This is a genomic window from Pseudomonas sp. LAIL14HWK12:I1 (genome assembly GCF_003202095.1).
GTDB classification, from domain to species: domain Bacteria; phylum Pseudomonadota; class Gammaproteobacteria; order Pseudomonadales; family Pseudomonadaceae; genus Aquipseudomonas; species Aquipseudomonas monteilii.
On record NZ_QJKG01000003.1, the window covers coordinates 83,908 to 109,350 of the forward strand.

Sequence of the window (25,443 nt, forward strand, 5' to 3'; positions counted from 1 at the left end):
AAGAGACGACACGCATGACGCCTCGGGTATTGATCGTCGATGACGATCCGCTTATTCGTGACTTGCTGCAGGCCTATCTTTCCCAGGAAGGCTACGACGTACACTGCGCTGATACGGCAGAAAAAGCCGAAGCCCTGCTCGGCAGCCAGGATGTCGACCTGGTGCTGCTGGATATCCGCCTGCCCGGCAAGGACGGCCTCACCCTGACCCGCGAGCTGCGGGTGCGCTCGGAGGTGGGCATCATCCTCATCACAGGGCGCAACGACGACATCGACCGCATCGTCGGCCTGGAATGCGGTGCCGATGACTACGTCATCAAACCGCTCAACCCCCGTGAGCTGGTGTCGCGCGCCAAAAACCTGATCCGCCGCGTGCGCCATGCTCGCGAAGTGCATCCCGTGCCGGCCTGTGCGCAGTCGCTGAAGCAGTTTGCCGACTGGGCGCTGGACACCGACCGTCGCCGCCTGATTGACGCGCGCGGGGGGCAAACCCTGCTCACCCACGGTGAATTCCAGTTGCTCAGCGTGTTTCTACGCAACAGCGGCCATACCCTCAGCCGTGACCAGTTGATGGACCAGATTCGCAACCGTGAGTGGGTGCCCAACGACCGCTCCATCGACGTGCTGGTCGGCCGCTTGCGGCGCAAGCTGCACGACGACCCGGCCGAGCCGCAACTGATCATCACCATCCACGGTACCGGCTACCTGTTCACCGCCAGCGTGGCCGCATGACCCCCCGCGCCCTGGGGGTGGCGCTGGTGATGCTCGCCGCGCACGCTGGTGCGGCCGAGACGGTGCGCTATTGTGACTACCCGGTGTACCCGCCGATCTCCTGGAGCGATGGCCACCAGGTGCGCGGCCTGGCGCCGACCGTGGTGCGCGAGCTGTTCACCCGCATGGGCTACGACGTGCAGACGGTGGTGCTGGGCAACTGGAAGCGCTGCCTGATGGACGCCGCCGCCGGGCGGGTGGACGTGGTACTGGCCTACAACAGCGACCAGCGTGACCAGCGCATGCGTTTTTCCACCGAGCCGGTGGTACGCGAAGAGGTGGCGGTGTTCTACAACCGCCTTCGGCCGGTTCGGTTCCAGCGCGTGGAGGACCTTGCGGGCTACCGTGGCGGCCTGCTGTACGGTGAAAGCTACGGCGCCGAATTCGATCGCTTCGTGGCCCGCCACCAGAACATCGAGCGGGTGTCTTCCAGCCAGCAGAACTTCGGCAAGCTGATCCGTGGGCGCATCGATTATGTGATCCAGGAGCGGCGCACCGGCCAACTGTTCATCGAGCACCTGCCCGGGGCGCAGGATATCCGCGTATTGCCCAGCGCCCTGAGCGTGGACTACCTGCGCGTTGCGGTATCGCGGCGATCACCCCTGAGCCGGCACATGGACGAAATCGACGCGCAGTTGCAGCGTATGAACCAGACCGGAGAGATCGCGCGCTGGCTGGAGCAGAGCGAAGTCACCTACAGGGACATGGTCAACCTGCCGGCGGATGCCCGATGATCCCGCTGCGCGCTGACGGCCTGCTGCGCCGCCTGTTGCTGTTCATCCTGTTGTTCAGCCTTTGCTTTACCGTGCTGGCCAGCGGGGTGCAGCTGTACTTCGAGTACCGCCGCGAGATGCGCGACATTGACGCACGCATGGCGCTGATCCGTGCCGGCTACCTGGCCAGCCTGGAGCGCAGCTTGTGGGACCTGGACGAAGCGCAACTGGACACCCAGCTGCGCGGCCTGGTGGACTTTTCCGATGTGGCCCGGGTGCGCCTGGTCAGCGACGACTTCCAACTGCAGAGAGGGGCGGCCGAGCCCAAAGGGCCGCTGCGTGTCGAGCGCTTCCCGCTCGACTTTCAGCCCCCTTCGGGGCCTGCCAGGCACCTGGGTGAGCTGGAAGTGACCATTGACTTGGGGGCAGTGCATCAGCGGCTGTATGCCACCGGCTTGACCAGCCTGCTGTGGATGGGTGTGTTTTTGTGCGGGTTGGCGGTGGCGCTGTCGGGGCTTTTCTACCGACTGGTCACTCGCCACCTGCAAGTGATGGCCGAGTTCGCTCGCCGTATTGGCGCCGGCCAGTGGCAAGAGCCGCTGCGCCTGGGCCGCCGTCCTTCATCGCGCCCGGATGAAATCGACACGGTGGCCAATGCCTTGGACGATATGCGCCGCGCCATCCTCAGCGATATCGAGCGCCGCGAGCGTGATCGGCTTGAACTGCAGGACAAGCGCGACGAACTGCAGGCCATGGTCGAGCGGCGTACGGCCAGCCTGGCTCGGGCCAAGGACGAGGCCGAGGCTGCCAACCTGGCCAAGTCGCGCTTTCTGGCGACCATGAGCCATGAGCTGCGTACGCCGCTTAACGGCATTCTGGGCATGGCTGAATTGTTGCGCGGCGCGCGGCTGGAGTTGCCTGACCGTCAGCGCGTCGAGGCCTTGTACAAGGCCGGCGAGGGGCTGCTGGCGATTCTCAACGAAGTGCTGTATTTCGCCCGGCTCGAAGAAGGCGAGAGCCGGGCCGAGCTGGTGGGTTTTTCCTTGCGCCAACTGTGCCAGGAAGTGTTGACGCTGCTTGAGCCCATGGCCAAGGACAACGGCGACACGTTGCACCTGCATATCGATGAGGCGTTGGCCGGGTACCAGCACGGTGCCGAGCAGTACCTGCGTCAGGTGCTCAGCAACCTGCTGGCCAATGCCATCAAGTTCACCGAGCACGGCCAGGTGCAGCTTGGGGTGAGGGTGCTTGCCAGTAGCGAGCACGCGCAGCGCTTGCGGCTGTCGGTCAGTGACAATGGCATCGGCATCGAGCCCGCCGTGCAGGCGAGAATCTTCGACCGCTTCGTCCAGGCCAGCGAGGCCGTGGCCCGTCGCTATGGTGGCACCGGCCTGGGCCTGGCGATCTGCAAGCACCTGGTGGAAAAACTGGGCGGCAGCATCGGCCTGGACAGCGTGCCGGGGCAGGGCAGTTGCTTCTGGTTCGAGCTCGAAATGGCCCGTGGGCAACCCGTGCCGGGCCGGTCACCCGCCATGCCGCCGATGCCCAGCCTGGATATTCTGGTGGTCGAAGATGTGGCATTGAACCGCGAGGTGGCGAAAGGGTTGCTACTGCGCGATGGCCATCGGGTGAGCTTTGCCGAAGACGCCGGGCAGGCCCTGCAGGTTTGCGCGCAACAGCGCTTCGACCTGATCCTGCTGGACGTACACTTGCCGGGCATGAGTGGAGTGGAACTGTGTCAGAGGCTGCGTGCCTCGCCCGGACCGAACCGCGCCAGCCGGATTCTGGCGCTGACGGCCGGTGTGCAACCGGGGCAGGTATCGGGTTATCTGGCGGCCGGCATGCAGGGGGTACTGGCCAAACCGTTGCGGTTGGAGACCCTGCGCAAGGCGTTGGCCGAAGTGGCGCCCAGCGAAGTGATTGGCACTGACGCAGACATGGACTGGTCGCTGCTGGACACCCACCGTTCGCTGCTGGGTGAGCAGAAACTGCAGGGCTTGCTGAAGGTGCTGCGCCAGTCACTGGAACAGCACGCCACGGCACTGGCCGAGGCGCTGCTGGCCCAGGACGTTACCGAAGTGCTGCACCTGGCCCATCGTTTGGCCGGCAGTTGCGACTCCCTGGGCTTTTCTGGCCTGGCCGCGCTATTGCGCTGCATTGAAGAGGCGGCCCGGCAGCACGACGAACAGGCGTTGAAGGCGCTTGGTGAGCCATTGGCAAGCCAGCTCGGCCAGGCCCGCGCCACCCTCGAACAGCTGATCCAGGGCTGACGTACAAAAAACTTACGACTTTTTACATCTTCGATCCGTTCGTACAACGGCGTCTTACATCTGTTTCCAATAATCCATGGCAACCGTGCTGTACGCGGTCCATGAGGCTTACTGGAGACAAGAACAATGACATGCGCTAGTGCTCAGCCCTTCCTTCACACCACCCCGCGCACCGGCCGCAATGGCGAGGTGCACCATGACTGACACCCACGAGAAGATCCAGCTCACCCGCGCACTGAAAAGCCGTCACATCTTCATGTTGTCGCTGGGCGGGGTGATCGGCACCGGCCTGTTCATGGGCTCGGGCGTGACCATCAACCAGGGCGGCCCGGTGGGCGCCATCCTGGCCTACCTGGTGGCAGGCTTGCTGATGTATCTGGTGATGGTCTGCCTGGGCGAGCTGTCGGTGCAGATGCCGGTGTCCGGCTCGTTTCAGGCCCACGCCACCAAGTTCATTGGCCCCGCCACCGGCTTCATGATCGGCTGGGTGTACTGGATGAGCTGGGCCACTACTGTGGGCCTGGAGTTCACCGCCGCCGGCATGCTGATGACCCGTTGGTTCCCCGAGGTTCCGATCTGGTACTGGTCGGCGCTGTTCGTGGTCGTGCTGTTCGGCCTCAACGCCTTGGCCACCCGCGCTTTTGGCGAGGCGGAGTACTGGTTCTCGGGCATCAAGGTGGCGACCATCCTCGGTTTCATTGTCATTGGCCTGTTGGTGATTTTCGGCGCCATCCCGCTGAGCAGCGGGGCACCGGCACCGATGCTGGACAACCTGGTGGGCGAGTCGCTGTTCCCACACGGCCTGTCGGCGGTCTTCGCCGTGATGATGACCGTGGTCTATGCCTTCCAGGGGTGTGAAATCATGGGCGTGGCCGCCGGTGAGACCGAGCACCCGGAAAAGAGCATCCCGCGGGCCGTGCGCAACGTGGTGTTCCGTGTGCTGATCTTCTATGTGCTGGCGATTGCCGTGCTGTCGGCCATCGTGCCGTACGAGCAGGCCGGCTTGATGGAAAGCCCGTTCGTGCAGGTGTTCGACATGGTCGGCATCCCTTACGCCGCCGACCTGATGAACTTCGTCATCCTTACCGCCATCCTGTCGGTGGGCAACTCCGGGCTGTATGCGTCCACACGCATTCTGTGGGCCATGTCCAAGAGCGGCATGGCGCCGAAAAGTCTCTCGCCGCTGAGCAAGCGTGGTGTACCGCTGCGGGCGCTGAGCATCACCCTGTGCTTTGCGTTGATCTCGTTGATGACCAGCTTCATTGCCGCCGACACCCTGTTCATGGTGCTGATGGCGGTGAGCGGCATGTCCGGCACCGTGACCTGGATCGTCATTGCCCTGGCGCAATACCGCTTCCGCAGAGCCTACCTGCGTGAAGGTGGGCAACTGCAAGGCTTGAAGTACAGGGCGCCGCTGTACCCGCTGGTGCCGCTGCTGTGCATCACCTTGTGCAGTTCGCTGTTCGTGTTCCTGGCGCTGGATGAAACCCAGCGGCCGTCGCTGTACTGGGGCTTTGGCTTCATTGCCCTGTGCTATGCGGCGTATTTCTTTGTAAATCGTCGTCGGCAAGGGGCCCTGGCACCCAGCGCGCCCGGTGTCTGAACCGACAGCCCATGCCGCACACCCCCTGCAATAGCAGGGGGTGTGTAACGTCGAAGACCAAGTTGTGCGAAGTTGTAACAGCCCATCCCGCCTTGTTGAACACTCGTTTAGTATCTCCCTCGTCAGCCCCTCAAATAGACACAACAATACCGAGGCCTACATGACCACCCCGTCGTCGTCTCTGTTGAGCAAGGTCGAAACCGGCGTTGCCTGGATCACCCTCAACCGCCCAGAGCAGCGCAACGCGCTGGATATCCCCACCCTCAAGCAGCTGCACGCCTTGCTCGACAGCCACAACGGCGACCCGGCCGTACGCGTGGTGGTATTGACTGGCAGCGGCCGCAGCTTCTGCGCCGGTGCCGACCTGGCCGAGTGGGCCGCCGCCGAGGCTGCAGGTACCCTGGAAACCTATGGCTGGACCGAAACCGCCCACGCCCTGATGTTGCGCTTGCACAGCCTCGACAAACCCACCCTCGCTGCCATCAACGGCACCGCCGTGGGCGGGGGCATGGACCTCAGCCTGTGCTGCGACCTGCGTATCGCCGCCGCCTCGGCGCGTTTCAAGGCCGGTTACACCAGCATGGGCTACAGCCCCGATGCCGGCGCCAGCTGGCACCTGCCTCGGCTGATCGGCAGCGAACAGGCCAAGCGCCTGTTGTTCCTCGATGAACTGTGGGGCGCCGAACGCGCCCTGGCAGCCGGGCTGGTCAGCGAAGTGTGCCCTGACGAACAACTGCCCGCCGTAGCCGCCGAACTGGCCGGGCGCCTGGCCAACGGCCCGACATTCGCCTACGCGCAAACCAAGCGGCTTATATGCGATGGCGCCCGGCGCACCCTGGCCGAACAGCTGGAAGCCGAGCGCCACGCCGGCCTGCTGTGTGGCCGTAGCCAGGACGGCGCCGAGGCGCTGCAAGCTTCGGTTGAACGTCGCGCCCCCCGTTTCACCGGCCAGTAACCTGATACCGACCCTGACCAGGACCTTCGCAGATGAATTTCCAACTGACCCAAGAACAAGAAATGTTGGTGGAAGCGGTACGCAGCTTTGTTGCCAAAGAGCTGCTGCCCCATGAGGAAGCGGTGGACCGAGCCGATGCCGTGTCTCCGGAACTGGCCGCGTACATCCGTGGCAAGGCCATCGCCGCCGGGTTCTACGCGTTCAACATGCCGGAGGAGGTGGGCGGCGGCGGCCTGGACTACCTGTCCCAGGCGCTGATCGAACGCGAGTTGTCCAAGGTGTCCTGGGCGCTGCATGTGTTCGTTGCCCGGCCGTCGAAAATCCTCATGGCCTGCAAGGACGAGCAGATCAACGACTACCTGCTGCCCTGCGTACAGGGCGAGAAAACCGATTGCTTCGCCCTCACCGAGCCGGGGGCCGGCTCTGATGCCAACGCCATCAAGACCCGCGCCGTGCGCCAGGGCGATGACTTTGTCATCAATGGCAGCAAGCACTTCATCAGCCACGCGGGCCATGCCGACTTCGCCATTGTCTTTGCCGTCACTGACACCTACGAGCACAACGGGCGCAAGCGCAACGCGGTCACGGCCTTCCTGGTCGACCGTGGTACGCCGGGCATGACCATCCGCCGTGGCCCCAAGTGCGTGAGCAACCGCGGCTATCACACTTATGAGCTGTTCTTCGACGATTGCCGGGTACCGGCCAGCAAGGTGCTGGGTGAAGTCGACAAAGGCTGGGAAGTAGCCAACGCCTGGCTCACCGCCGGCCGGGTGATGGTTGCCGCCAACTGCGTAGGCCAGGCCCAGCGCGCCCTCGACCTGTCGCTGCAATGGGCCGCCGACCGCAAGCAGTTCGGCCAGGCCATTGGCAGCTATCAAGGTGTGTCGTTCAAGCTGGCCGACATGGCCACGCAGATCCGCGCTGCCGAAATGCTCACCCTGCACACTGCCTGGAAGATGGACCAGGGCAGCATGACCGATGGCGAGGCTGGCATGGCCAAATTGTTCGCCAGTGAAGTGCTGGGCAAGGTGGCCGACGAAGCCGTGCAGATCTTCGGCGGCATGGGCCTGATGGATGAAGGGCCGGTCGAGCGCATCTGGCGCAATGCGCGCATCGAGCGCATCTGGGAGGGCACCTCGGAAATCCAGCGGCACATCATCGCCCGTGAACTGCTGCGCCCGCTGCTGCGCTGACCGGCCTGGAGAACGCACATGTCGCAATCGATTCGTGACAACCTCAAGCGCCTGCTGGCGCCCCGGCACCTGGCCTTCGTTGGTGGGCGCAGCATGGCGCGGGCGCTCAAGCACTGCGCGGAAGGGGGCTTTGGTGGCGAGCTGTGGCTGGTCAACCCGCAGCACGAAAGCCTGGAGGGCATCCCTTGCGTAGCGCGGGTGGCCGACTTGCCCTATGCCCCGGACGCGGTGTTCATCGCCACCAACCGCGAGCGGACGTTGCAGTGTGTGGCCGAGTTGGCTGCACGCGGGGCCGGCGGCGCCATCTGCTATGCCTCGGGCTTTGCCGAGTGTGGCGAGGAGGGCCGCCAGTTGCAGCAGTGCCTGCTTGACGCTGCTGGCGACATGGCCTTGCTCGGCCCCAACTGCTACGGCCTGCTCGACTACCTGCACGGGGCCGCCCTGTGGCCGGTGGCCCATGGCGGTAAACAGGTGGAGAAGGGCGTGGCGATTCTCACCCAAAGCGGTAACTTCGCCTACAACCTGTCCATGAGCGACCGCTCGCTACCGGTGGCCTACATGGCCTCGGTCGGTAACCAGGCGCAACTGGGTGTGGCCGAGTTGATGGACGTGCTGCTTGACGACCCACGGGTAACGGCGATCGGCCTGCATCTGGAAGGCCTGAAAAACGTGCAGGGCTTCGCGCGCGCCGCTCACAAAGCGCTGCAACAGGGCACGCCGATCATTGCCTTGAAAACGGGCGTGTCGCAAATCGGTGCTGAACTGGCGCTCAGCCACACCAGCTCGTTGTCCGGCTCCGATGCCTTGTACGACAGCCTGTTCCAGCGCTTGGGGGTGATCCGTGTCAGTGGCCCGGTCAGCTTTGCCGAAACCCTCAAGGCCGCCGCTTGCGGGCACTTGCCGGCAGATGGCGAGCTGATCGCACTGGCTTGCTCAGGCGGTGATGCCGGGCTGATTGCCGACTATGCCGAGCGAAACCGGTTGAACCTTCCAACGCTTGAACCAGAGCAGGTGACGGCACTGACCTGCGTGCTGCCAGCCTATGCCAACCTGGTCAACCCGCTGGATTTCACCACGGCCATCTGGGGCGATGAAGCGGCCCTGCAGTGCATGCTCGATAGCACCCTGAGCGGGCCGGCCGGTGCTGCCATGCTGGTGCTGGATTACCCAGCGGCCTTTACCGGCGAGCGCAAGGAATGCGACCTGCTGCTAAGGCTTTACTGCGATGCGCTGGAGCGCCATGGCAAGATCGGCTTCGTTACCTCGGCCTTCCCCGAGCTGCTGCCCGCCAGCGCGCGTGAGCGCCTGCATGCGCGCGGCATCGCTGCCTTGCAGGGCGTGGAAGACGGCCTGGCTGCGTGGGGCTGCATCGTCGGTTACCAACGCAACCGCCAGCGGCTGCTGGAGCAGGGCGAGGCCGCACGCGTACCGTTGTGCCCGCAGGCGCTCACGGGCGAAAACCGGTTGCTGGATGAATGGCAATCCAAGCAAGCGCTGCGCGCCTTTGGCTTGCCGGTGCCAGCGGGTGTACTGAGCACGCCCGAACGCGCCGTGGCAGACGCCGCACGTGTGGGTTACCCGCTGGTGCTGAAGGCCGTCAGCGCGCAGTTGCCACACAAGACTGAGGCCGGTGCGGTGGCGCTGAATCTGCGCGATGCTGCTGCCCTGGAAGCCGCACTGGTGCAGATGCGCCAGCGCATCGCCGCCTACGCCCCGCACGTAGCATTCGACCAGGTACTGCTCGAACCCATGGCCGAGCCGCCGCTGGCCGAGCTGATCGTCGGCATCAAGCGTGAACACGACTTCGCCCTGGCGCTGGTGATGGGGGCCGGAGGCGTGTTGGTCGAACTGCTCAAAGACAGCGTCAGCCTGTTGCTGCCCACCACCGACAGCGCCATCCGTGCCGCACTGCTGAGCCTGCGCAGCGCCAGCCTGCTGCAAGGCTTCCGTGGTCGCCCGGCCGCCGACCTCGACGCGCTGGTTGCAGCCATCCGCGCGGTGGCCGACTACGCCTGCGAAAACGCCGGGCACCTGCTGGAACTGGATGTGAACCCATTGATGGTGGGGGCCCGTGGCACCACTGCGGTCGACGCGTTGATCCGCCTCGGCCAGGCGCAAGGAGAACGACATGAATAACCACAGCATGACTGCCGGCCAGGCGCTGGTACGGCTGTTGGCCAATTACGGCGTGGAAACCGTGTTCGGCATCCCCGGCGTGCATACCCTGGAGCTTTACCGTGGCCTGCCGGGCAGTGGCATCCGCCATGTGCTGACCCGGCATGAGCAGGGCGCCGGTTTCATGGCCGACGGCTACGCGCGGGTCAGTGGCAAGCCTGGGGTGTGCTTTGTCATCACCGGCCCGGGCGTGACCAACGCCGCCACCGCCATTGGCCAGGCCTATGCCGACTCTATCCCGATGCTGGTGATTTCCAGCGTCAACCACACCGCCAGCCTGGGCAAGGGCTGGGGTTGCCTGCACGAAACCCAGGACCAGCGCGCCATGACAGCGCCGATCACCGCGTTTTCTGCTGTGGCCCTGCGCGGCGAAGACCTGCCCGAGCTGATCGCCCGCGCCTGGGCAGTGTTCGACAGCGAACGGCCGCGCCCGGTGCACATTTCGGTGCCGCTGGACGTGCTGGCCGCGCCGGTAAGCCGCGACTGGAGCAATGAGGTGGTGCGTCGGCCCGGCCGTGGCCAGCCGTGCCGGGAAACCCTAGACCGGGCGGCCCTGAAGCTGGCGGCGGCCAAGCGGCCGATGATCATTGCCGGCGGGGGGGCGCTGCACGCTGCCGAGCCACTGGCGCAACTGAGCACTCGCCTGGCGGCACCGGTGTTCACCAGCGTGGCCGGCAAGGGCCTGCTGCCACCGGACGCTCCACTCAATGCCGGCTCTAGCCTGTGCGTGGAGCCCGGTTGGCAACTCATCAGCGAGGCCGATGTGGTGCTGGCCGTGGGCACCGAAATGGCCGACACCGACTTCTGGCGCGAGCGCCTGCCGATCACGGGCGAACTGCTGCGCGTGGACATCGACCCGCGCAAGTTCAACGACTTCTACCCCTGTGCCATGGCCCTGCACGGCGATGCCCGGCAAACCCTGTGCGGCTTGCTCGACCACCTGCCGGAGCTCGCCCGCGAACCGGCTCAGGCCCACGAGGCTGTGGCCAGCCTGCGCCAGGCCATCCGCAACGGGCATGCGCCACTGCAGGCCACGCACCAGGCCATTCTGGACCGCATTGCCGCGGTGCTGCCCGACAACGCTTTCATCAGCAGCGACATGACCCAGCTGGCCTACACCGGCAACTACGCCTTCGCCAGCCGGGCGCCACGCAGCTGGCTGCACCCCACCGGCTACGGCACCCTCGGCTACGGCCTGCCGGCCGGCATCGGCGGCATGCTCGCCACCGATCACCGCCCGGGCCTGGTGCTGGTGGGCGACGGCGGTTTTCTTTACACCGCCCAGGAACTGGCCACTGCGGTCGAAGAACTGGACCGCCCGCTGGTCGTACTGCTGTGGAACAATGACGCCCTCGGTCAGATCCGTGACGACATGCTCGGCCTGGACATCGAACCGGTCGGTGTACTGCCGCGCAACCCGGACTTCGTCGGCCTGTCCCGCGCCTTTGGTTGCGCGGTGCGCCAGCCGCGAGACCTGGACGCGCTGCAGGCCGACCTGGCCATTGGCTTCGCCACACCCGGCGTGACCTTTATCGAACTCAAACACACCTGTGTGCGCTAAACCGCGCACACCACCCATAACAAGAGAAACCACCATGCCATTTCGCCGTACCCTTCTGGCCGCCTCCCTGGCCCTGCTGATCACTGGCCAGGCTCCGCTGTACGCCGCGCCGCCGCTGTCGATGGACAACGGCACCACCGCCTTGACCGTGCAAAACAGCAACGCCTGGGTCGAAATCAGCGCCAGCGCCCTGCAACACAACATCCGCACCTTGCAGGCCGAACTGGCCGGCAAGTCCAAGCTGTGTGCCGTGCTCAAGGCCGATGCCTATGGCCACGGTGTCGGCCTGGTGATGCCGTCGATCATTGCCCAGGGCGTGCCCTGCGTGGCGGTGGCCAGCAACGAGGAGGCCCGCGTGGTCCGCGCCAGTGGCTTCACCGGGCAACTGGTGCGGGTACGCCTGGCCAGCCTCAGCGAAGTGGAAGACGCCTTGCAGTACGACATGGAAGAACTGGTGGGCAGTGCCGAATTCGCCCGCCAACTCGACGCCATCGCCGAGCGCCATGGCAAGCCGTTGCGCATCCACCTGGCGCTCAATTCCAGCGGCATGAGCCGCAACGGGGTAGAGATGACCACTTGGTCCGGCCGTGGCGAAGCGTTGCAGGTTACCGACCAGAAGCACCTCAAGTTGGTCGCGCTGATGACCCACTTTGCCGTGGAAGACAAAGATGATGTGCGCAAGGGCCTGGCAGCGTTCAACGAGCAGACCGACTGGCTGATCAAGCACGCCAAGCTGGACCGCAGCAAGCTCACCCTGCACGCCGCCAACTCGTTCGCTACGCTGGAGGTGCCGGAAGCGCGCCTGGACATGGTGCGCACCGGTGGCGCGCTGTTCGGTGACACCGTGCCGAGCCACACCGAGTACCAGCGGGCCATGCAGTTCAAGTCGCGTGTGGCTGCCGTGCACAGCTACCCGGCCGGCAATACCGTCGGTTACGACCGCACCTTTACTTTGGCCCGTGACGCTCGGCTGGCCAATATCACTGTCGGCTATTCCGACGGTTACCGCCGGGCGTTTACCAACAAGGGCCATGTGCTGATCAACGGCCACCGTGTGCCGGTCGTGGGCAAGGTGTCGATGAACACGCTGATGGTGGACGTTACCGACTTCCCGGATGTGAAGGGGGGCAACGAAGTGGTGCTGTTCGGCAAGCAGGCCGGGGGCGAAATCACCCAGGCCGAAATGGAAGACATCAATGGCGCGTTGCTCGCCGACCTGTACACCGTGTGGGGCAGTTCCAACCCGAAGATCCTCGTCGACTGAAACCGCCATTGAAGGGAGATTGCCATGCGCTACGCCACGCTCACCCAACGCATCGCCGGCGACGGGGCTGCGGCCTGGGACATCCACTACCGCGCCCTGGCGTTGCAGGCCGAGGGCAAGGACATCCTGCTGCTCTCGGTAGGTGACCCGGACTTCGACACGCCCGCGCCGATCGTTGACGCGGCCATCGACAGCCTGCGTGCGGGCCACACCCATTACGCCGATGTGCGCGGCAAGCTGGCCCTGCGCCAGGCCATTGCCAACCGCCACCGGCAGCGCAGCGGCCAAGCGGTCAGCGCAGACCAGGTGACCGTGTTGGCGGGTGCCCAGTGCGCGTTGTACTGCGTGGCCCAGTGCGTGCTGGACCCGGGCGACGAGGTGATCGTTGCCGAGCCCATGTATGTCACGTACGAGGCCGTGTTCGGTGCTTGTGGTGCCAAGGTGGTACCGGTGCCGGTGAAGCCGGAGAACGGCTTTCGCGTTTGCCCGCGAGACGTGGCCGAGCGCATCACGCCGCGCACCCGCGCGCTGGCCCTGAACAGCCCGCACAATCCCTCGGGTGCAAGCCTGCCCCGTGCGACCTGGGAAGCACTCGCCGAATTGTGCATCGCCCGTGACCTGTGGCTGATTTCCGACGAGGTGTACAGCGAGCTGCTGTACGAGGGTGAACATGTGAGCCCAGCCAGCCTGCCGGGTATGGCCGAACGCACCGCCACCCTCAACAGCCTGTCGAAATCGCATGCCATGACGGGCTGGCGGGTGGGCTGGGTAGTCGGTTCGGCTGAACTGGCCACGCACCTGGAGAACCTCGCCTTGTGCATGCTGTATGGCTCGCCAGACTTCATTCAGGACGCTGCGGTGGTGGCGCTGGAGCAGCAGTTGCCCGAACTGGACGCCATGCGCGAGGCCTATCGCCAGCGCCGTGACCTGGTGTGCGAGCAACTGGCTGGCTGCCCGGGCCTCAAGGCGTTGAAGCCCGATGGTGGCATGTTCGTGATGGTTGATATCCGCGAAACCGGCCTCAGTGCCCAGGCCTTTGCCGACCGCCTGCTGGACAGCCAGGGCGTGTCGGTATTGGCCGGCGAAGCCTTTGGCCCCAGCGCCGCCGGGCATATTCGCCTGGGGCTGGTGCTGGGCAACGAGGCGCTCGTCGATGCCTGCCAGCGCATCGCCCGCTGTGCCAGCGAGCTGATGCAAGGCTAAGCGACGGCGGCAAAACAACCTGTTTTGTGCAAGGAGAACACGAGTGAATGTACTGATCGTCCACGCTCACCCCGAGCCACAATCGTTTACCGCCGCACTGCGCGACCAGGCCGTGGAAACCTTTCGTGCCCAGGGCCACCAGGTGCAGGTCAGCGACTTGTACGCCATGGGCTGGAACCCGGTGGCCAGTGCCGAAGACTTCACCCAGCGCGAGAACCCGCAATACCTGGTGTATGCACTGGAGCAACGCCAGGGGGTCAAGCGCGGTGCCATCGCTGCGGATATCCAGCAGGAACTGGACAAGCTGCTGTGGGCTGACCTGCTGGTGCTTAACTTCCCGATCTTCTGGTTCTCGGCGCCGGCCATGCTCAAGGGCTGGATCGACCGGGTGCTGGTGTCGGGGGTGTGCTATGGCGGCAAGCGCTTCTACGACCAGGGTGGTTTGACGGGCAAGCAGGCGCTGGTGACCGTGACCTTGGGCGGGCGCGAGCACATGTTTGGCGAAGGGGCGATTCATGGCCCGCTGGAAGACATGTTGCGGCCGATTCTGCGGGGTACGCTGGCCTACGTGGGGTTCGAGGTGTTGCCGCCGTTCGTGGCTTGGCATGTGCCGTATATCAGCGATGAGGCGCGCCAGGGCTTCTTGCTGCAGTACCGACAGCGGCTGGAGCAGCTCTCGGATGATCAGCCGCTGGTGTTCCCGCGGTTGGCGCAGTTCGATGAGGCGCTGTACCCGCTGACCTGATCTTTCTCCTGTACCAACCCTTGGGGCCGCAACGCGGCCCCAACCTGTTATCGGCCTACGACATTGCGCAAACCTGGCAGTGCCGTCTGCCAAAAACGACCACCCACACATTCGGGGTATGTTCCCCCTCGGCAAATCCCCCGATAGTGAACCCATCGGCTCGATCCGGAGCATTCACACGATGGAGTTGCCATGCGCAAGGTACTGAAGGTGATGGGTGGTCTGCTGCTGGTGGCTGGCGCAAGCCTCGCCCAGGCGGGAGAGGTGGACAGCGGTAACACGCTGCGGTTGTACAACTGGACCGACTACATCGGCGAAACCACCCTGGCCGACTTCGAGAAGGCCACCGGCATCAAGGTCATCTACGACACCTTCGACGGCTACGAAACGGTACAGACCAAACTGCTCACCGGCCGCTCCGGCTACGACCTGGTCATGCTCAACGCATCCTTGGTACCCCCGCTGATCAGTGCTGGGGTGTTCCAGGCGCTGGACAAGCAGCAACTGCCCAGCTGGCACAACCTCGACCCGCAAGTGGTTGACAACCTGCAGGGCTACGACCCAGGCCTCAAGTACTCGGCGCCCTACACCTGGGGCAGTTCGGGGGTCACTTACAACGTCGACAAGATCACCGCGCGCATGCCCGACGCCCCCATCGGCTCGCTGGCCATGCTGTTCGACCCCAAGATCGTCTCGCGCTTCGCCGACTGTGGCGTCACCCTGATGGACGCGCCCACCGAGGTCATTCCGCTGGCCCTGCAATACCTGGGCAAGGACCCGCGCAGCGCATCCGCGGCCGACCTCAAGGCCGCCGAACAACTGTTGCTGAGCATCCGCCCCTTTATTCGCAAGTTCGACTCGGTCAACTACCTGACCAGCCTGCCCAACGGCGATGTCTGCCTGGCACTGACCTGGTCCGGTGACTACGCCACCGCCCAGGCCCGCGCGGTGGAAGCGAAGAAGGACATCAAGCTGTCGTTCTTCATCCCCCAGGAGGGCTCGTTGATCTGGTTCGACAACCTGTACATCCCCAAGGATGCGCCCCATGCAGCCAACGCTCACCGCTTCATCGAGTTTTTGCTGCAGCCGCAGACCATGGCCAAGGTCACCGACTACATCCACTACGCCAACAGCAACGCTGCTGCCACTGCGCTGGTGCGTGACGACATCCGCCAGGACCCGGCCATCTACCCCGATTCATCCACCCGCGAACGCCTGTTCGCGCAGAAAACCCAGAGCCCCAAGGACATGCGTGCCATCACCCGGGTCTGGAGCACGGTCAAGACCGGTTTCTGAACACTGCCCAACGATTCCCGCCAAGGAGCTGCCCATGGCCACCCCAAGCAAAGCATTCGCCATCGCCCACGACCCGCTGGTGGAAGCCGATAAGGCCCACTACATGCACGGCTACCATGTGTTCGACGAGCACCGCGAGCAAGGCGCACTGAACATCGTCGCCGGCGAGGGCGCGTACATTCGCGACACCCACGGCAACCGCTTCCTCGATGCCGTTGGCGGCATGTGGTGCACCAACATCGGCCTGGGCCGTGAGGAGATGGCCCTGGCCATCGCCGACCAGGTGCGCCAACTGGCCTATTCCAACCCGTTCTCCGACATGGCCAACGACGTGGCCATCGAGCTGTGCCAGAAACTTGCGCAGCTGGCCCCCGGCGACCTGAACCATGTGTTCCTCACCACCGGCGGCTCGACCGCTGTCGACACCGCCTACCGGCTGATCCAGTACTACCAGAACTGCCGCGGCAAGCCACACAAGAAACATATCATTGCCCGCTACAACGCTTACCACGGCTCTACCACCCTTACCATGTCGATCGGCAACAAGGCCGCCGACCGGGTGCCGGAGTTCGATTATCACCATGACCTGATCCACCACGTCTCCAACCCCAACCCGTACCGCGCGCCGGACGACATGGACGAGGCCGAGTTCCTCGACTTCCTCGTGGCCGAGTTCGAGGACAAGGTCCTCTCGTTGGGCGCTGACAACGTGGCAGCGTTCTTCGCCGAGCCGATCATGGGCTCGGGCGGGGTGATCATTCCACCCAAGGGCTATTTCGAACGCATGTGGCAGCTGTGCCAGACCTACGACATCCTGTTCGTCGCCGACGAGGTGGTGACCTCGTTCGGGCGCCTGGGTACCTTCTTCGCCAGCGAGGAGCTGTTTGGCGTTACCCCCGACATCATCACTACCGCCAAGGGCCTGACCTCGGCCTACCTGCCGCTGGGGGCGTGCATTTTCTCCGAGCGCATCTGGCAGGTTATCGCCGAGCCGGGCAAGGGCCGTTGCTTCACCCATGGTTTCACTTACAGCGGTCACCCGGTGTGCTGCACGGCGGCGCTGAAGAACATCGAGATCATCGAGCGCGAGCAGTTGCTGGAGCACGTCAAGGACGTTGGCAGCTATCTGGAACAACGCCTGCAAAGCCTGCGCGAGTTGCCGCTGGTGGGGGATGTGCGCTGCATGAAGCTGATGGCCTGCGTCGAGTTCGTGGCCGACAAGGCCAGCAAGGCGCTGTTCCCGGATGAGGTGAACATTGGTGAACGCATCCACAGCAAGGCCCAGGCCAAGGGGCTGCTGGTACGCCCGATCATGCACCTGAATGTGATGTCGCCGCCGTTGATCATTACCCATGCGCAGGTGGATGAAATCGTCGAGACCCTGCGCCAGTGCATCATCGAAACCGCGCGCGAACTCACCGCGCTTGGCCTGTACCGGGGCCGATGAACCTGGCGCAAAGGGCTGTGCGGGGGCGTGCCTGGCAGGCTAGACTGCCGGGCATGACCCAGGCCACCCCCGACACCCCGCTTACCCTCACCATGGGCGCGCTGCAGCAATGGCATGCGGCGTTGCAGCGTGCGCTGGCCAATAGCGAAACGCCTGAGGCGCTGGAGCATGTAGCCGCTGCCATCGGCCAGCTGGTGCAGGTGGAATCGATGATGATCAGCCTGGAGTGCCAGGGGCGGGCGCCGCAGCTTTTATACCAGCAAGGCATTCCCGAACGGCACCGCGCCGCGGTGCTGGAACGCTACTTCAGCGCCGGTTACCTGCTCGACCCGTTCTGCCTGGCCGTGCAAGGCGGCCTGGCCGAAGGCTTTTACCACCTACAGGAAATCGCCCCCGACAACTTCTTCGACAGCGACTACTACAAGGCCTATTACCTGGGCACCGGTTGCAGCGAAGACAGCTACTACATCGTCGACCTCAGCGCGGGCCGCAAGCTATCGCTGAGCCTGTTCCAGGGGTGCAGCGGTACGCCCCTGAGTGCCGGGCAGATCGACCTGCTGCGGGCGCTGGAGCCTATGGTGCGCGAACTGCTGGGGCGCTATGCCCGACACAACCTGGAGCCTGGCACTGCATCGGTCGAGCGCGGCGGCTTGCAGGCAGCGTTCGACAGCTTTGGCTGCCAAGTGCTGACCGACCGCGAGCGCGAGGTGGCACACATGATCTTGCGAGGGCATTCGGTGAAGTCGACCGCGCTGGAGCTGGGTATCTCGCCTGAGACGGTGCGCATGCACCGCAAGAACCTGTACCTGAAGCTGGAGATCAACTCCCAGTCCGAGTTGTTTGCACGGTTCATCGACTGGTTGCGCGGCGACCCCCTCGAAAATTAGAGACTGATCTTGGCCAGTCGAGCTTCCAGCGCGGCAATATGTGCCTGCAGCCGTTCATGTTCCTGGCGCTCGGCGCTGATGTCCTCGAACACGCTGATCAGGTGTTCAGGCTCGCCATTGGCATGGCGCTGCAACGAGGTGCGGGCGCGCACCCAGATGTACTCGCCGTTCTTGTGGCGCACGCGTTTTTCTACCTCGTAACGCTCGGTCTCACCGGCCAGCATGCGCTGCAGCAGTTGCAGGTTCTGCGCCAGGTCGTCAGCGTGGGTGATCTGCTGGAAGGTCATGCCGTAGAGCTCTTCGGCTCGGTAGCCCAGCAGCTCGCACAGGCTGTTGTTGACCCGCTGCCAGGTGCCGTCCGGGTCGATGTAGGCGAGGGCGCCCCAGGCCAGTTCGAAGATCGCCCGGAAGCGTTCCTCGCTTTGGCTAAGCGCTTGTTGGGCCACCTGACGTTCGGTGTTGTCCATGCTGATACCGACCATTTTCACCGAGCGCCCGGCGCTGTCGCGTACCACCGTGGCGCGGGAGGAAATCCAGCGTACTTCGCCATCGGGGCGGGTGATGCGGAAGTCGCACTCACAACCCGTGCCCTCGGCTACCGCCTCGGCGTACATCGCCTGCATGCGCTGCACGTCTTCGTCGGGCAGGTGCTTCCAGAAGTCTTCGTTGTGGTGCACCGGCCAGCCGTACACCTGCTCGACGTTAGGCGAGTAGGTGACTTCGTCACTGATCAGGTTCCACTCCCAGGTGACGATGCGCGCGCCTTCCTGGGCCAGCTTCATGCGCGTTTCGCTTTCCATGATCTCGGCGGTCAGGCGCCGGCGCAGGTCGGTCATCGGCAGCTCGACCACCTGCGGTTGCTGGATGTTCTGCAGGGCTTCGTCGCCATAGCGCAACCAGATCCAGTTGACCTTGAGAAAGTCGGCCAGCTTGCGCAGGTTGTCGTAGTCGATCTCGCCGCCACGGGTCCACTTGTGTACTGCGGTGCGTGAGATGCCCAAGGCCGTGCCCACGGCTTGCAGGGTCAGCTTGTGATGCTCGAGCAGTTCCTTTAGGCGGAAGGCGAAGCTGTTTTCCAACATCGGCAGGGTGTCCTGATCTGGGCCAAGAGCCTGCCAGTATACGCAAGCCGTCAACTTTTGGTTGACGGCCTTTGCAGCGGTCACTTACAGATCCAGCACCAGCCGCGCCGTACGGGCGCGCGAGACGCACAGCATGATGCTCTGCTGGGCAGCCTTCTCCTCGTCGCTCAGGTACTGGTCATAATGCTCGGCCTCGCCCTCCAGAATGGCGGTCTCGCACGTACCGCACACGCCTTCGCGGCACAGGCACTCGACCTTGGCGGCCTTGGACTTTTCGATGGCCTGCAGAATGGTCATGCCTTCTTCCACCTGCAACTCCACGCCCGACTGCGCCAGCACCACGGTAAAGGCGCTGCCGGTGACGGGGGTGGCGGCAAACTGTTCCCAATGCACGCGGTGCTCGGCAATACCAGCCTGGGCAGCACAGTCGATGACCGCGTCGATCAGCGGTTTGGGGCCGCACACGTACAGGTGCGCTTGCTCGTCCAGCCCTGCGCACAGGGCGGCGAGGTCGAGCTTGCGGTCGAGGCTGTCGATGTAGAAACGGGTATTGGCCGCGTGCGGGCCGCAGACCAGTTGCTCCTGAAACGCGCCGTGCTCCGGTGCGCGGAAGGCATAGTGGAGCTCGTAGTCGGTGCTGCCGCCTTCCAGCTCATGCAGATGCGCAAGGAACGGGGTAATGCCGATACCGCCGGCAATCAGCACATGGCGGCCAGCCGAAGGGTCCAGGGCAAACAGGTTGTTGGGTGACGAAATGGTCAGGCGAGTGCCGACTTCCACCTGCTGGTGCATGAATGCCGAGCCGCCCTTGGACCGCTCTTCCAGTCGCACGCCAATCTGGTAGCTGCGGGTGTCGCGCGGGTCGCTCATCAGCGAGTAGGCGTTACTGAACTGGCTGCCATCGGCGCCTTGCATCTGCACGATGACGTGGCTGCCACCGGTGAAGGCGGGCATCGCCGCGCCGTCTTCGCGGGCCAGGGTAAAGCGCTTGATCAGCGGCGTGGCGTGTTCCACGTCGGTTACGCGGACGCTGAACATTTCATAAGTGTTGGCCATGGTTCACCTCAACTGCCTGGGTGCGCGGCAGGCCCTGCCGCGCACCTTTTAAGTGCATATAAACGTGGAGCGGTTGCCATCAATCGTCGAGGTGGGCCACGGCGATCAGGTTGTGGAAGTGGGCAATGCCGTGCTCGCTCATACCGCTGCGTTCGCGGTCGGCCATGATGCGGCCCTGGCCGCGGTAGCCACGCGACTTCAGGCCCTTCTGCACGCTTTCGACCAGACGCAGGTCTTCTGGGCGGAACACTTCGCGGTACCAGTCGATCAGCTTCTGCTGCTCTTCGCTGATGTCCTTGTTGAGGAAGTAGATGTCGTAGTGCTGCAGGGTGGTTTCGGCATCGACCGGGAACTCGTAGATCACGGTCATGAAGTTGGCCCCTGGCGGCACATTGAACATGGTGCATGGCCAGGCCCAGAAACCGGCGAACGACGGGTCTTTCACGTTTTCGTCAAATTTGAACGACTGCTCCGAAGGCTTGGCCAGGCCGTACTGCAGGGTCCAGTTGCCGTGCAGGCTGTGGCTGTACTGGCCAACGTCCACCGAGTCGGAGAAACCAGGGTGGGCAGGGGCGCAGTGGTAGCACTCCAGGTAGTTGTCGACGATCGACTTCCAGTTGGCCGGGGTGTCACTAACAAAGCGCGCAGCCAGGTGCAGGTCGTCGATCACCGCGCAGGCTTCACGCATGCGCGCTTGCATGCCTGGCAACTGGTCTTCGACGGAGCCTGCGTCCATGTCCATATTGATGAAGATGAAGCCGGCGTATTCCTCTACGCGCAGCTGCACCAGGGTGGAGTTTTCCTTGTCGAAGTTGACCACGTTGTCGCAGTTGCGGGCGTGGGCCAATTCGCCGTCGAGCTTGAAGGTCCAGGCGTGGTACGGGCAGGTGATGACGTTCTTGGCCTTGCCGCTGCCGCTGAGCAGCTGGTGGCCACGGTGCGGGCAGACGTTGTAGAACGCACGCAGCACGCTGTCACGGCCGCGCACGACAATGATGCTTTCGCCAATCACTTCGCGGGTGATGTAGGCGTTGTTGTCTGCCACTTCGCTGCGGTGGCCTACGCAGATCCAGCTGCGGGCGAAGATGGCTTCTTTCTCGTGCTCGAACACCGCAGCCTGGGTGTAGAAGGTGGCCGGGATGGTGAAGGCCTCGTCGGCATTCGCGCAGAAATCGGCGGGCAGGCGTTTGAAGTCGTTCATGACAGGTATCTCACAAGCTCGGTTTATAGTTGTTGGTTAACGAGTATCTGTTGGTTAACAGATCAGGCAAAAAAATTTGCAGTCCTTCGAGGGGGCCGCAGTGCAGCCCCCTTTGATTTAATCAATGCACGGCAGCAGCGCTGCGCGGGGCCTGATCGGTGGGTTCTTCACCGGCCATGCGCGCAGCTTCCTCCTCGATGACATGGGCCGGTACCTGGCCGTAGTCGGCGATCATCCACTTGAAGAAGCCGTAGATCTTCACCAGCAGAATCACCATGAACGGGATTGCAGTCAGCACCACGGCGGTCTTCATGGTCGACAGCGAGGCCTTGGCGAACAGCATGGCCAGCGGTACCAAAGTCAGCACCACGCACCAGAACAGGCGGTGGGTTGGCGTCGGGTCGTCGCCTTCACGCAGGTTGCGGGTGCTGGTGGCGGCCACCGCGTAGGCTGCGGCATCCATGTGCGAAGCACAGAAGATGGCCATGATGAACAGGTACACACCGAGGAACACTTGGCCCCACGGCAACGCCAGCAGCAAGTGCGTCACGGCCGATTCGCCACCTTGCTCGGCGAGCATCTTCGGTACATCCACCGCGCCGGTGATGAACTGGTGCATGCTGTAGCTTTCCAGCGCACCGAAGAAGAACCAGCAACCGAAGCTGCCACCCAGCAGCAGGGCCAGCACCACTTCCTTGATCTGTCGGCCACGCGAAACGCGGGTGACGAACATGGCCACGCCCGGTGCGTACGACACCCACCACAACCAGTAGAACACCGTCCAGTTGCGGGTGAAGGCACCGTCCCCGGCCGGGTCGGTGAACAGGCTCATGTGCACATAGTTCTGGATCATCAGGCCAATCGAGTTCGCGGTGTTGTTGAGGGTGAACTGGGTCGGGCCCACCAGCAGCACGATCGCGGCAAACACCAGCGCGCCGATGCACACCATCTTGCTCAGGCGCTGCAGGCCGCCATCGATACCGATGTAGGAGCTGAGCGAGAACATCACCGCCACGCCGCCGATCACCATCAATTGCACGGTGAACGTATCCGGGGTGCCGGTCAGGTCGTGCAGGCCGCGCGTCAGGGTAGAGGCGGTGAGGGCCAGCGACACGGTCAGTGCGCCCATCATGGTCAGCAGGAAGATCAGGTCGACGGTACGGCCTACTGGCCCAGTGGCCTTGAAACCTGTCACCGCTTCGATGACCGAAGCCAGGTTCAGGCCGCTCTTCTTGCGTACATGGAAGTGGTAGGCCATGGCCAGCGAGGCCAGGGCGTAGATCGACCAGGCGCTGATACCCCAATGGAAGAACGAGTAGCCCACGCTGTATTCCAGCGCCTTGGGCGTGGCGGCGGCGATGTTCAGGCCTGGGGTCTGGTAGTAGTAGGCCCACTCCATCACACCCCAGTAGAGGGTCGACGACCCCATGCCGGCGCAGATGAACATGAACACCCAGGTGGCGGTGGCATATTCAGGCTTGCCGCTGCCCAGGCGGATATTGCCGTACTTGCTGAAGGCCAGGTACAGCACGGCCAGGGTACTGGCGAACACCAGTACCTGCACGCTGGTACCGAAGGTGCGGGTGGACAGTTCGAACAACTGGTTGGCGGCGCTTTCAGCCTGGGAGGGGAAGGCTGCAAGGCCGATCACGGTGAGCAGTACGGCAATCAGGCTCACGGTAATCAGGAACACATCAATCTTTTTATTCTTGTGCGACATCATCGTCTCCTGGACGTTGGCGTACTTGTTATACCCGGCAGGCATCCGGGGTGCTGCGGTACTGCTCCTTCCTTGGTGGTTAACCATTGGTTTACAATAATCTAATAGTTAACAGATTTTGCATACAATCCACGCCGCTCGCAAGAGGCAAGGGGCCGATTGTCAGACACTTCTGACAATCGGCCCCTGTGCATTAGGCTTCGACCAGCGCGGTAATGGCCTGGCCCACTTGTTGGGTGGACTGCTGGCCGCCCAGGTCGCGGGTTACGTCACCGGCGGCGATGACCTGCTCGATGGCCTTGAGGATGTCGTCGTGGGCAGCCCGGTAACGTGGGTCGGTGCCGTCGTTGCCGAGGAAGTCGAGCATCAGCGCGCCGGACCAGATCATCGCGATCGGGTTGGCGATGTTCTTGCCGTAGATGTCTGGCGCCGAGCCGTGCACCGGCTCGAACAGCGACGGGAACTTGCGCTCGGGGTTCAGGTTGGCCGAGGGCGCGATGCCGATGGTGCCGGCGCAGGCCGGGCCGAGGTCGGACAGGATGTCGCCGAACAGGTTCGAGGCCACGACCACGTCGAAGCGGTCTGGCTGCAGCACGAAGCGGGCGCAAAGGATATCAATGTGCTGCTTGTCCCAGCTGATTTCGGGATAATTGGCTGCCATGGCGGCGGTGCGCTCGTCCCAATACGGCATGCTCACGGCCATGCCGTTGGACTTGGTGGCCGAGGTGACGTGCTTGCGCTCGCGGGTCTGGGCCACCTCGAAGGCGTATTTGAGAATGCGGTCGACGCCACGGCGGGTGAACACCGATTCTTGCAGCACGAACTCGTTCTCGGTGCCTTCGAACATGCGCCCGCCCAGCGACGAGTACTCGCCCTCAGTGTTTTCGCGGATGACCACGAAGTCGATGTCACCGGGTTCACGGCCAGCCAGCGGGCACGGCACACCCGGGAACAGGCGCACCGGGCGTATGTTCACATACTGATCGAAATCGCGGCGGAACTTGAGCAGCGAACCCCACAGCGAGATGTGGTCCGGCACCTTGTCTGGCCAGCCCACGGCACCGAAGTACAGGGCGTCAAAATCCTTGAGCTGTTCGAACCAGTCGTCCGGCATCATCTTGCCATGGGCCAGGTAGTAGTCGCAGCTGGCCCATTCGAAGAACTCGAAGCTGATGTCCAGGCCGTGCTTGCGTGCAGCGGCCTCGACCACGCGAATGCCTTCTGGCAGTACTTCGTTGCCGATGCCGTCGCCAGGGATTGCCGCGATTCTGAACGTCTTGCTCATGGGGGTGCACTCGTTGTCTAGGGAACAGGTGCTGGCCATGCTATAAGGGCTTGGCTTGGAGATAATCTGGCCAATCATTGATTCTTGGAACACGCTACGTGAATAATCTGCCCAGCCTCGACGACCTCAACATCTTCCTGCTGGTGGCCAAACGTGCCAGCTTCGCGGCCGTGGCCGACGAGTTGGGCATGTCGGCGGCGTACATCAGCAAGCGCATTCGCATACTCGAGCAAACCCTGGAGGTACGCCTGCTGCATCGCACTACGCGAAGGGTGACGGTGAGCGAGGAGGGCGAGCGGGTATATCAATGGGCATTGCAGATATTCGATGCCGTGCAGCGCATGGGTGATGACATCAGTGCCCAGCACCGCGAACCGGCCGGGCAGCTGCGTATTGCCAGCAGCCTGGGACTGGGCCGGCGCTTCGTGGCGCCGGCGTTGTCCGAATTGGCCGAGCGCTATCCACGGCTGGATGTTCGCCTGGATGTGCACGACCGCCTGGTGGACCTGATTGCAGAAGGCGTGGATCTGGACATTCGTGTGGGCAACGCCATTGCCCCCAACCTGATCGCCAAGCCGCTGGCGCGCAACCGTCGGGTGCTATGCGCCGCGCCGGCTTACCTGGCGCGGCGCGGTACGCCCAAAGTGCTGGGCGACCTTGCCAGCCACGACTGTCTGGTGATCAAGGAGCGCGACCACCCGTTTGGCGTGTGGCAACTGATGGGGCCGGACGGCGAAGAAGGCGTGCGAGTGACCGGCGGCCTGTCGACCAACCATGGCGAAGTGGCGCACCAGTGGTGCCTGGACGGGCGGGGGATACTGCTGCGTTCATGGTGGGATGTGCACGATAGCCTGCAGGACGGGCGGCTGGTTCAGGTGCTCGAGGACTATCACCAGCCGGCGGATATCTGGGCGGTGTATACTTCGCCGCTGGCCAGTTCGGCCAAGGTGCGGGTGGCGGTGGACTTTTTCCGGCAGTATTTTGCCGAGCGTTACAGTTTGCCGGAATAGCCACCGA

General features: G+C 63.8%; 20 protein-coding genes. 15 read left to right on the plus strand and 5 right to left on the minus strand.

Annotation, left to right across the window (positions count from 1 at the left end):
* The first annotated feature begins 14 nt into the window (after nucleotides 1–14).
* The 14 genes from D906_RS09725 to D906_RS09790 all read left to right on the plus strand — a co-directional run bounded on the left by D906_RS09725 (nucleotide 15) and on the right by D906_RS09790 (nucleotide 18,082).
* Nucleotides 15–731 carry a response regulator gene (locus D906_RS09725; RefSeq protein ID WP_016715658.1) on the plus strand — a complete coding sequence of 239 codons (717 nt, stop codon included), beginning with the start codon at nucleotides 15–17 and terminating at the stop codon, nucleotides 729–731.
* Nucleotides 728–1,504, plus strand: coding sequence for an ABC transporter substrate-binding protein (locus D906_RS09730; protein ID WP_019097073.1), 777 nt, complete (start codon nucleotides 728–730; stop codon nucleotides 1,502–1,504). The genes D906_RS09725 and D906_RS09730 overlap by 4 nt, the downstream gene beginning before the upstream one ends.
* Entirely contained in the window at nucleotides 1,501–3,753 is a 2,253-nt protein-coding gene (locus D906_RS09735) for a hybrid sensor histidine kinase/response regulator (protein ID WP_019097072.1), read from the plus strand. The genes D906_RS09730 and D906_RS09735 overlap by 4 nt, the downstream gene beginning before the upstream one ends.
* 196 nt (nucleotides 3,754–3,949) lie before the next feature.
* Nucleotides 3,950–5,356: an amino acid permease gene (locus D906_RS09740; RefSeq protein WP_016715661.1), complete on the plus strand. Its 1,407-nt coding sequence runs from the start codon at nucleotides 3,950–3,952 to the stop codon at nucleotides 5,354–5,356.
* 160 nt (nucleotides 5,357–5,516) lie between these two features.
* On the plus strand, nucleotides 5,517–6,311 hold the full coding sequence (locus D906_RS09745; RefSeq protein WP_025754514.1) for an enoyl-CoA hydratase/isomerase family protein: 795 nt from the start codon (nucleotides 5,517–5,519) through the stop codon (nucleotides 6,309–6,311).
* A 32-nt stretch (nucleotides 6,312–6,343) separates the two neighbouring features.
* Nucleotides 6,344–7,504 (plus strand): acyl-CoA dehydrogenase family protein, encoded by a 1,161-nt coding sequence (locus D906_RS09750; protein ID WP_025754513.1) that lies wholly within the window; start codon nucleotides 6,344–6,346, stop codon nucleotides 7,502–7,504.
* Nucleotides 7,505–7,522: 18 nt separating this feature from the next.
* Nucleotides 7,523–9,640, plus strand: coding sequence for an acetate--CoA ligase family protein (locus D906_RS09755; protein WP_027615123.1), 2,118 nt, complete (start codon nucleotides 7,523–7,525; stop codon nucleotides 9,638–9,640).
* A complete protein-coding gene (locus D906_RS09760; protein ID WP_027615124.1) occupies nucleotides 9,633–11,240 on the plus strand; it encodes a 5-guanidino-2-oxopentanoate decarboxylase in 1,608 nt (535 codons plus the stop codon). The genes D906_RS09755 and D906_RS09760 overlap by 8 nt, the downstream gene beginning before the upstream one ends.
* Before the next feature lie 34 nt (nucleotides 11,241–11,274).
* Complete coding sequence (gene alr, locus D906_RS09765; protein ID WP_019097886.1) at nucleotides 11,275–12,504, plus strand: alanine racemase; 1,230 nt, start codon at nucleotides 11,275–11,277, stop codon at nucleotides 12,502–12,504.
* Between the two features lie 24 nt (nucleotides 12,505–12,528).
* Entirely contained in the window at nucleotides 12,529–13,707 is a 1,179-nt protein-coding gene (locus D906_RS09770; RefSeq protein ID WP_027615125.1) for a pyridoxal phosphate-dependent aminotransferase, read from the plus strand.
* Between the two features lie 43 nt (nucleotides 13,708–13,750).
* Nucleotides 13,751–14,452 (plus strand): NAD(P)H-dependent oxidoreductase, encoded by a 702-nt coding sequence (locus D906_RS09775; protein WP_027609073.1) that lies wholly within the window; start codon nucleotides 13,751–13,753, stop codon nucleotides 14,450–14,452.
* Nucleotides 14,453–14,644: 192 nt separating this feature from the next.
* Entirely contained in the window at nucleotides 14,645–15,748 is a 1,104-nt protein-coding gene (locus D906_RS09780) for a polyamine ABC transporter substrate-binding protein (protein ID WP_019097883.1), read from the plus strand.
* Between the two features lie 34 nt (nucleotides 15,749–15,782).
* Nucleotides 15,783–17,195, plus strand: coding sequence for an aminotransferase (locus tag D906_RS09785; RefSeq protein ID WP_019097882.1), 1,413 nt, complete (start codon nucleotides 15,783–15,785; stop codon nucleotides 17,193–17,195).
* Between the two features lie 53 nt (nucleotides 17,196–17,248).
* Entirely contained in the window at nucleotides 17,249–18,082 is an 834-nt protein-coding gene (locus D906_RS09790; RefSeq protein ID WP_025754510.1) for a helix-turn-helix transcriptional regulator, read from the plus strand.
* Here D906_RS09790 and D906_RS09795 read toward each other — a convergent pair.
* From D906_RS09795 to D906_RS09815, 5 genes are all read right to left on the minus strand, one after another.
* Nucleotides 18,079–19,164 carry a helix-turn-helix transcriptional regulator gene (locus D906_RS09795; protein WP_025754509.1) on the minus strand — a complete coding sequence of 362 codons (1,086 nt, stop codon included), beginning with the start codon at nucleotides 19,162–19,164 and terminating at the stop codon, nucleotides 18,079–18,081. The genes D906_RS09790 and D906_RS09795 overlap by 4 nt on opposite strands.
* An 84-nt stretch (nucleotides 19,165–19,248) precedes the next feature.
* Nucleotides 19,249–20,220 (minus strand): PDR/VanB family oxidoreductase, encoded by a 972-nt coding sequence (locus D906_RS09800; RefSeq protein WP_019097879.1) that lies wholly within the window; start codon nucleotides 20,218–20,220, stop codon nucleotides 19,249–19,251.
* 79 nt (nucleotides 20,221–20,299) lie between these two features.
* Complete coding sequence (locus D906_RS09805) at nucleotides 20,300–21,421, minus strand: aromatic ring-hydroxylating dioxygenase subunit alpha (RefSeq protein WP_019097878.1); 1,122 nt, start codon at nucleotides 21,419–21,421, stop codon at nucleotides 20,300–20,302.
* 121 nt (nucleotides 21,422–21,542) lie between these two features.
* Complete coding sequence (locus D906_RS09810) at nucleotides 21,543–23,141, minus strand: BCCT family transporter (RefSeq protein ID WP_025754508.1); 1,599 nt, start codon at nucleotides 23,139–23,141, stop codon at nucleotides 21,543–21,545.
* 193 nt (nucleotides 23,142–23,334) lie between these two features.
* The gene (locus D906_RS09815) at nucleotides 23,335–24,426 is read right to left on the minus strand and encodes a tartrate dehydrogenase (RefSeq protein ID WP_027615126.1); all 1,092 of its coding nucleotides are present in this window, start codon (nucleotides 24,424–24,426) and stop codon (nucleotides 23,335–23,337) included.
* Between the two features lie 98 nt (nucleotides 24,427–24,524).
* On the opposite strand from D906_RS09815, the gene D906_RS09820 reads away from it, so the two are divergent.
* On the plus strand, nucleotides 24,525–25,436 hold the full coding sequence (locus D906_RS09820) for a LysR substrate-binding domain-containing protein (RefSeq protein WP_019097875.1): 912 nt from the start codon (nucleotides 24,525–24,527) through the stop codon (nucleotides 25,434–25,436).
* The last annotated feature ends 7 nt before the right edge of the window (nucleotides 25,437–25,443 follow it).